We start from the raw sequence: 8,713 nt of genomic DNA on the forward strand, positions 1-8,713 counted from the left end.
TGGCGCAAACGGATGTGGCGCTGCACCGAGCCTGCATGCGAAACGAAGGCGTTCACCGAACAGCACGACGACTTGGCCGCGTCGCGGGCGTTGCTGACCACCCGGGCAAGGTGGTGGGCCATTGGGCAGCTGCGTCGCGAGCACGCCTCGGTGCGTGGTCTGTGTCGTCAGTTCGCTACGACCTGGAACACGGTGTGGGGCTCGATCAAGCCGCTGCTCGAGGACATGGCCGCTGATGAGACCCGCTTCGAGAACGTCACCACCCTCGGAGTCGATGAGCACGTCTGGCACCACGTGTCCACCAAGCCGCTCGAGGACGGTGGGCGTGGCCCGAAGGAGCTGACCGGGATGGTCGATCTGACCAGGAGCTTAGTCAGTGCTGGGGATCCGACTGGCAAGCAACGCGTCCGGGCACTGTTACTCGACCTCGTCCCCGGCCGATCGGGTGCCGCCTACAAGGCGTGGCTCGAGGCCCGCAACAAGCAGTTCCGTGACGGGATCGAGGTCGCCACCTTGGATCCGTTCCACGGGTACAAGAACGCCATCGACGACCAGCTCGACGACGCAGTCGCGGTCCTTGAGGCCTTCCATGTCGTCAAGCTCGGCACCACCGCGCTGGACCAGGTCCGACGGCGCGTGCAGCAGGAGACTCTTGGTCACCGGAGTCGTTCCGGTGACTCGCTCTACGGGATCCGCACCATGCTCCGTGCCGGCGCTGAGCGTCTCACCGACAAGCAGTGGGCACGGTTCGAGAAGGCCATCGCTGCCGATGATGCACACCTCGAGGTCTACGTCGCGTGGGCGTGTTCGCAGCAGCTCCGCCCGGCCTACCGCCACCCCAACCTCGCCGAAGGCAAGAAGATCGCCGAGAAGGTCCTCGCCTCCTTCATGACCTGCCCGATCCCGGAGATCAAACGGCTCGGCAAGACCCTGCGCCAGTGGCGCGAAGCGTTCCTGGCCTACTTCGACACCGGCCGATCCAACAACGGCGGCACCGAAGCCATCAACGGCCTCATCGAACTCCACCGCCGCGTCGCACGCGGATTCCGCAACTACGACAACTACCGCCTACGGACGCTGCTCATCGGTGGTGGACTCACCAGCCCCCACCTCAAGTAGGAAGAGCCCGCAATCACGCAGCCAGAAGTTCGGCGGCGAGGTCACTACGCACTCGATGCTGCTGTTCGGTAGCCCGCGCATGCGCGCAGCGGCGTCGCCTCCAAAGATCTGGTTGCGCTGGATGGTCGGTGACGTCATGAGGCACCGACCGTCATGACATGCCGAAGCTCGTTGTAGACGTGGGGTCGAAACAGCGCAGGGTCGAGATCGTCGTCGCGTCGGATCGCCTCACGGAGGCGACCGCGTCGATGTTCATCCGGCAGAAGCCACAGCACCCACGGAAAGACGCCGCTGGTGCCTTGTTCGCGGCCGCTGCGGCGGTAAGTCTCCTACTGGTCGCACTGCTTGAGCAGTGTCGGCAGGCTCTCGGTTCCGCGGTCAACCTCAATGAACCAGTGGTCCTCTAGTCGCCCGCCGCAGTGATGGCGAACAGGTCGGGCTTGAGTGTCTCCCGCCCGCCCTGGGGGCCGCTGTAGTCGCGCCAGCTTGCTGGTTCGGGCTCGATGCGCAGCAGCTCGAAGCTGCCCCGCCCGGCGGCCGTGGTGAGGGAACATGCCACATCGGCGACAAGCATCCGGTGTTCCAGAAAGCGCCGCGATGGCTCCCGGCGACGAGCCCGAGCAGCGTCATGGTCATCGGCTCGCAGCAGGCGGTCACCGGCCGGGCCGACGCGCCAGACGGTGCCCGTGGGGCCGGCGCCGATGCCGCCCATGCGCCGCTCAATGGACTCGATGAGGAGGTGCTCGCTGGGGTTTCGACACCCTTCGGCAGATGCGAGCAGCGGCATCAGGCGTGCTGTGGTCGCTGAATTGCAACTGCTGGAGGTGGGTTGTTCAGAAGAGTCAGTAGGAGTCGAGTGAAGTCAGGATGGACCGGTCACGGTCACTGAGAGCACTGTTGAGGCGGTCGAGCTGTCGACGGCTGACTCGCTGGCCCCGGCTCTCGGAGCGGCCATCAACAGGCGCGAAGGTATCCCTACTTTCGGACCCCGTAACGGCAACGGCGCGGTCTGCTCTCGTCCCTGCGTGCTGGGCATGCCGCCGCCCAGGCATCTACCACACTCTGACGGCCTCTGGTCGCTTTTGAGAAACACCTTGCCGGAGGTCTAGACGCATTGGCTCATTTTGGCATCCCGTCGTAACAAACGGTTTCGCTGCACGTTAGCCCTTCCGGATCGGCCGGAATCCCTGCCGACGACGTGGTTGATCAGTCGCATTGTCGACACCACCGTTCCCAGTTGCCACCCTCATCGGAGTATTGCTGTGCGCGCGTATCTATCTCTGACCTCTCGCATTGACCGTCGGCAACTTCGGGCGTACGGCATCCGATCATTAGTTGTATCACTAATCGTCTCATTGCTCGCAATTTTACAACCATCAGTTGGTGCGACTGCAGCTGCTGCGCCGCTTGCGACGACCATCGTCCACGCGCCGACGGATACCACGTTTGTTGGTCGATCTATTCCGATTAACGCCAAGACCACTTGCGATGCAAGTAGCTCTTGCCCTCTTGATCTCATCTTCCGCACAACCGGAGGAGGGACTCGTCCCGCGGGCTCGTGGCGACGAGTTCCAATGACAGCCTCGGGCAACCAATTGCCGCCAGATGGTCGCAAAGTTATGGATTGGACAGCTTCTATCCCGGCTGACGTCGTCGACAGCACGGGGGTCGACTACTACCTCGAGTCAGTAAGTGCTGCAGGCGTCGTCCGGGCGCCAGCTGAACTTACTGGGGCGACGTTCCACGTCCATGCGATATCACCGCCGCTTCCGCATCATGTCCCTACTCCGTTCGCCGCGAACGCCAAGCCAATCGACCTCGAGCTCAGTTCGACCTGCTCGACGTCTTCATGTATCGCGACGTTGTACTTCCGCACGTCCCCGAACGACGACACCATCCTGACGACGTTCGAGACAATCCCCCCCGACTGGTCGTCCATTCGGATGAACGCGACCAGTACTACCTCACTCGGCGACTTCGGTCGCGAGACGGTATTCAAAGCTCAGATTCCGGCCGCAACGGTCGACACTCGCGGCGTCGACTACTTCATGCGAGTCGAGGATGGCAACACGCAAGCGTTCTGGCCGGGAACGACCTACCAGGGTTACCTGCCCCAAGACGGCATTCGAACTGGCTACATGCACGTTCATGTTCTGGAAACTCCGCACATCGTGCACGCTCCCGTACTAACCGCGCCTTACCGGAAGCCAATTGCCATTCAGGCCACCGCCAACTGCCCGATTGGCCGCTCAACCTGTTCGGCACAGCTCTTTTGGCGTACCACAACCGGAAGCATTCTCGAAGAAGGAGCGTTCAATTCGGCGAGAATGCAGGTAGCAAACGTGCCCAACGGCATCGTAGGAGACTTCCGTCTCGTCACAGTTTCCGGCGCTATCCCGGCGGAAGCCGTCGATACCCGCGGAGTGGACTACTTTATTTCTGTGTCAGATGGGGCTACGACAACGTGGTTTCCTGGAACAAGCCAGATTGACGGCTACGTCGCTGTCTCGGGAACCCGCGTGGGTTACCTGCACACGCGGGTAATCGAGCCGCCGCACGTCGTTCCGACGACGCCCGTGGTGACCAAAGCCAACGAGCCTTTTCCCGTCACGATTGCAGCGAACTGCGCCACCGAGACGTGCGCCGCAACGCTGTTCTACGCGCAGGTAGATGTCACCGGTGCCATCAGCCTTGATCCGACTGAGTTCACAAAGCTGCCGATGGCAAGAACCTCGATATCTGTGCCCTCTACTTTAGGAAACCTCAATCAGTACGCCGCGACGATCCCAGCCGCTGCAGTCACAACGCGCGGACTGATCTGGTACGCCCAGGTGAACGATGGATACACCAACGCCTTCGCACCGGGTACGTCCTACAACGGCGCGTATATCCCGACCGATGGCGCGCTCCTGCCGCCAGCTGGCTACCCGGACACCGGGCTTGTCGCGGTCGGTGATGCACTCCGCGGAACATTCGCCTTCCCTGTGCGTGTCCTCGAGCCGCCGCACACGGTCTACGTGCCTCCCGTAGTCACACCGCCGGGTCTTCCGCTCGAGGTCCGCGCGTCGAGCAACTGCAGCTACTCACCGTGCGTTGGTGTCATCGAGTGGCTCGATGCTGCTGGCGAATGGCAGTCGGAGCTAATGCGTGCACAAAAGGGGCAACTGTCCGCCGCAGGCATCGCGACCTGGTCGTTTGCATCAGAGATTCCCAGCGAGGACACCAACGGTGCGTCGGTGATCTACCGACTAAGCGTGTCGGACGGCCACGTCGAAGACGCGACGCAGACGTTCAGCGTCGCAACCAATAGCACTGCTGGCGTCGGATCGGTTGGAGGCACCATCTGGTACGACGGCGCCCGAAACAGCCGGTTGGACTCTGACGACCCACGAGCATCAGGCGTCGTAGTTCGTGCTACCCGAACTGACGCTGGACCCGCAAACGCGCTGTTCAGTAAGGAGGCGACTACCACCGCGAATGGTGACTACGTCATCCGCGGCTTGATCCCCGGCGGCAATTACACGATCTCGGTGCCAACCGCCCCCGCAGGTGGCGGCGCGCTCAACGGTCCGCGGATGGTCACGATCGGCACTACGTCGCAGGCGCATGCCGACTTCAGTTACAGCATGCTCGACTCAGACGGCGACGGTGTGCCAGACCGGGTGGAGATCGCGTTTGGTCTAAACCCCGGCGGCGGCTCTGACACCGACGGTGACGGGCTCACTGACAGCTTCGAGATTCTCAAGGCAACTGGAGCTCACAGTCCTGGCAAGCGAGACACGAACAACAACGGTGTGCAAGACGGTGTCGAGGACGAAGACCGAGACGGACTCACCGCACTGCGAGAGCAGGCGGCTGGCACGAGCGCGCTCAATCCGGACACCGATCGTGACTCCATCGATGACGCCGCCGAACTGCGGGCCGGCACCAACCCGCTACAGTCCGACTCTGACGCAGATGGATCTTCCGACGCTGCTGAAATCCGCAATGCAACGAACTCGTTCGATCCTGACACCGACCGTGACGGCATTCGGGACGGCGACGACTCAACGCAGTCAACGACTTCAACCGCGGGCGCGACTGTCACCCTGAACGGCAAGGGAGACCTCAGCGGACCGTTGACAATTACCCGAGTGCCAAACGGAGTGCTCACGGGTGGTCCGGGGCAAATCAGCGCGCCCATCGAGGTACATCTGCCCGAAGAGGCCACTGCAAATCTCAGCTCGGCTCAGCTCACGCTCAACTTCAACCCGGCCACGGTGAGCACCAACCCAGCGGATCTACGAATTTATACGTGGAACCCTCAGCTCAACTACTGGGTTCCCGCGGGCAACACTCAGACGGTTAATACTGCCGCCGGCACCGTCCAAACGACACTTCCCCACTTCTCGATCTTCGCGCTCTTCGATCGCCGTGTGATGCTAAATACGTTCGAGGACGAAGGCGACCGGTGCGCACCAATCGGCAATGCGGCCAACGCTGTCACCTATGGCGACGTTGCGTTCGTACTCGATTCATCGGGCTCAATGCTGCAGAATGACCCCGAAGGTCTTAGGCTCCAAGCGTCCACAAGTTTCGTTGACTCCTTACTACCGCTCGATCGTGGCGCAGTCGTTGACTTCGATGATTCAGCGGCGATAGTCCAGCCGTTGACGTCCGATAAGTCTCTGCTCAACGCCGCGATCACCTCCATTGACGCTGATGGTGGGACAGATATCGGAGCCGGCGTTCGTGAGGGTATCTCTGCCCTCGGTACAGCTGAGGGTGGGCGAGGTCGGTTACTTGTTCTACTTACCGACGGCGACGGCGCTTACGATCCGGAATTGACAAACGTCGCGGTGCGCCGCGGCATCCAGATCGTCACTATTGGGCTTGGCGCGTTCGTCAACGATCAATTGCTCCAAGGCATTGCGACGAGCACTGGCGGCCAGTATTTCCCCGTCTCATCGAGCGATGGCCTTTCTGACGTCCTCCAAGAAATCGCACAAGGTCCCGACACCGACGAGGACGGACTCTCGGACTGCGAAGAAAAGCGCGGCACCATCGGTGGCGACGGCATCACTTACTTCTCGAACCCCACCCTGCCCGACACGGACTCTGACGGACTTCTTGATGGCGAGGAGATCACGCAGGCAGTTGTCGAAGGTGGCCTTGACCTGCTGACTGAATCGCTCGGCATCGCATCGCCCTACTTCAGGGTTGTCATGTCGTCGCCGACCGATCCCGACCTAGACCGAGACAACCTCCTTGACCCGGTCGAAGCTGACTTCGGCACGGGAGCCTTCACAAACGACAGCGATTCCGACGGCCTCCTCGACAGCGACGAGGCCTGGAAGTACCAAACAGACCCCGCCAACGCCAACACCGATGGTGACAACCATCTTGATGGCTTCGAGGCAACTCGTCGCGACCGAGGCTACGACCCGCTCGTGTACGACGAGGAAGTCTCCAAGTGGGAGTACGCACGCGACTTCGCTCTCGGCGCCAGTTGCCCGGCCGGATGGAGTTGGTGCGAGGCCGGAGGCGACACCATTGCCTTCTTCGCGGGTAGCCTCACCGGGGGATTCTTTGGGTATAAGGACGTCCTCGACGTTATCGGCGCCGTCACCACGGGCGACTTCGTATCGGCAGCCTTCGACGTTCTCTTCTTCCTGCCACTTGCGGGAGACGCCGTGTCGGTGGCCGTCAAGGGCGCAAAGTTCATCAAACGAATCAGCAAGCAGCTCGGCGCAGGTTCGCGGAAGGCTATCGATGGCCTCGCCTTTCTGATGAAGCGATCGGAGCTCCCGCTCTCCTTGAAGATGTACATCTTGCGGCAGTACGACGGATCCACTGTAAAGAACATCAGTAAACACTTCTCGGACACCAGCATTGCCGCATTCGCCGCCCGTCGAATCGATTTCCATGTACTCAGTCGCGCAATCGATGGGGCGAGCGAAATCCGAAAGTCACCTCGACTCTATGACCTCGAAAGTGTTGCTGAGGCTGAGCTTCGCGCTGCAACACCTGGCGCGCTCCCCAAGCAGATGGGCTTCCCACCGGTCGGCGGCCGCAAGCCCGGCTCACGAGGAAACGCAGGGTACCGATTCCCCGACATCTTCGTTCCTGTTATCAGGAAGGCAATTGAGGCCAAGAATGGGTTCTGGAAAGCGCTACCTTACGTCAAGGAGCAGATCCGTAAGGATGTGGCCCTTCGAGCCGATCTGAACACGCCGATCAATGAGGTGGAGTGGCACTTCTTTGAACACACGGACGGATCGGTCGGCCCTGATGACGAACTTCGCGAATTGCTGGAGATTAACGACATCCCCTACGTCCTCTATGCCTCCTGATATGGTGTTTCAGTGATCGACTTCTCAGAGCTAAGCCTGCTCGAAGCACAGGCCTATTGCGACTCTTACGTCGCGAGCCTGCCCTACCGACGGCTATGGCTGCGGAACGAAATTGACGCCACTACAAACGGCCGGGCGGACATGCTCAGCGGAGTGTCCACTCTGCCGATGTTGTCCAGCTGGTCTTACGACCTCATCGACAAGAGCAGAGGCCAACTGAGTCTGGCAACACCGCAGCCGGTCGAGGACCAACAAATGGGCAATAGGCCGCCGTGGTACGAGACTCAGGACGGATCGCTTGCAGCGCCGCTGTCCGACGGCACCCTGTGGCTGATAGACCTGCTCGGTGTTCACTTAGCTGATCTGGTGACCGCCGCGGTGCCAACGGCTGAATGGGGCGTGTACGTTGCACCTAAACGATCACGAGACATTAATCAGCACCAAACCGGCCTCCTCGGAGTGGCGGGCGGTTGGGCGAGTCCCTGGTCGATGGTCTACGGGCAAGTGATCAGCCGCATCCACTACAAGCGGCCGTGGCACGAGGAGGGACTCGGTCGCCTGTACAACAGCATCCTCGACTCGTAACCCCAGGACGGAATGGAGACTTGTCCACGCAAATGCATTTATACCCGGAATGTGTGATCACCGATCCTTCCGAGGATTCACTCCATGAAGGACTTTCTTATCTAGTCCGAACTGGAGCGAAGCTAACGCTCACTAGGACTGAAGATGATGGCTCTGCCTTGACGGTAGAGTCGGACCAGTCTGGTACATTCACGGTAGTATTGCGTACGCCGAATTCCGAGATCATTCATACGCTACAGAGCGATTCCCAGGCATATCAATTGCTTCGCGATTACAATTTTGGAGATTGAGCCCGCCAGCTAGAAGGGTAGACAGCCATCTCCAAGCCGAAGGTGGGAAGGACGTCGCTCCGCTCTCGTACGCGGTAGAGATTCCGGAAAGCGGCTTAGGTACTCATACGTCCGGCGCCATGGCAGCGCGCGGAAGTAGGCCGGCGGTCGGTAGAGACCGCACAAAAGTCGTCGAGGCCGGCTGGCACGTCGCGTAGGTCGATGTGCCAGTGCGGCTAGACCTTATGCAACCGAGTGCGGGTCTCGTACTCAGCGACCGTTGGGCGATCTGGTCGGGGCTGAGGCGTCGGTAGACGCTGTCGATTCGCATAGGTGCTGGATCCGGCACCGGGTCTGACCTGCGGGGATGCCGAGTAACGGAGCGGATGGAAGTTTCGAGGAGCGTCC

The 8,713-nt window shown here is 61.0% G+C and carries 5 protein-coding genes; 4 read left to right on the forward strand and 1 reads right to left on the reverse strand.

What is annotated here, in order from left to right:
- The coding region (locus FZC61_RS22700; RefSeq protein WP_148616546.1) for an ISL3 family transposase at nt 1-1,119 on the forward strand (1,119 nt) is incomplete at its 5' end.
- A gap of 158 nt (nt 1,120-1,277) precedes the next feature.
- Entirely contained in the window at nt 1,278-1,526 is a 249-nt protein-coding gene (locus tag FZC61_RS22705) for a hypothetical protein (RefSeq protein ID WP_148616547.1), read from the forward strand.
- Here the strand turns inward: FZC61_RS22705 and FZC61_RS22710 are convergent.
- A complete protein-coding gene (locus FZC61_RS22710) occupies nt 1,523-1,906 on the reverse strand; it encodes a replication-relaxation family protein (RefSeq protein WP_148616548.1) in 384 nt (127 codons plus the stop codon). The genes FZC61_RS22705 and FZC61_RS22710 overlap by 4 nt on opposite strands.
- A 1,075-nt stretch (nt 1,907-2,981) precedes the next feature.
- On the opposite strand from FZC61_RS22710, the gene FZC61_RS22715 reads away from it, so the two are divergent.
- Together FZC61_RS22715 and FZC61_RS22720 are read left to right on the forward strand one after the other, a co-directional pair.
- Nucleotides 2,982-7,451, forward strand: a complete 4,470-nt coding sequence (locus FZC61_RS22715; protein ID WP_170286246.1) for a VWA domain-containing protein — start codon at nt 2,982-2,984, stop codon at nt 7,449-7,451.
- Nucleotides 7,452-7,463: 12 nt separating this feature from the next.
- Complete coding sequence (locus tag FZC61_RS22720; RefSeq protein WP_148616550.1) at nt 7,464-8,036, forward strand: hypothetical protein; 573 nt, start codon at nt 7,464-7,466, stop codon at nt 8,034-8,036.
- The last annotated feature ends 677 nt before the right edge of the window (nt 8,037-8,713 follow it).

The organism is Nocardioides rubriscoriae (assembly GCF_008087085.1).
GTDB classification, from domain to species: Bacteria; Actinomycetota; Actinomycetes; order Propionibacteriales; family Nocardioidaceae; genus Nocardioides; species Nocardioides rubriscoriae.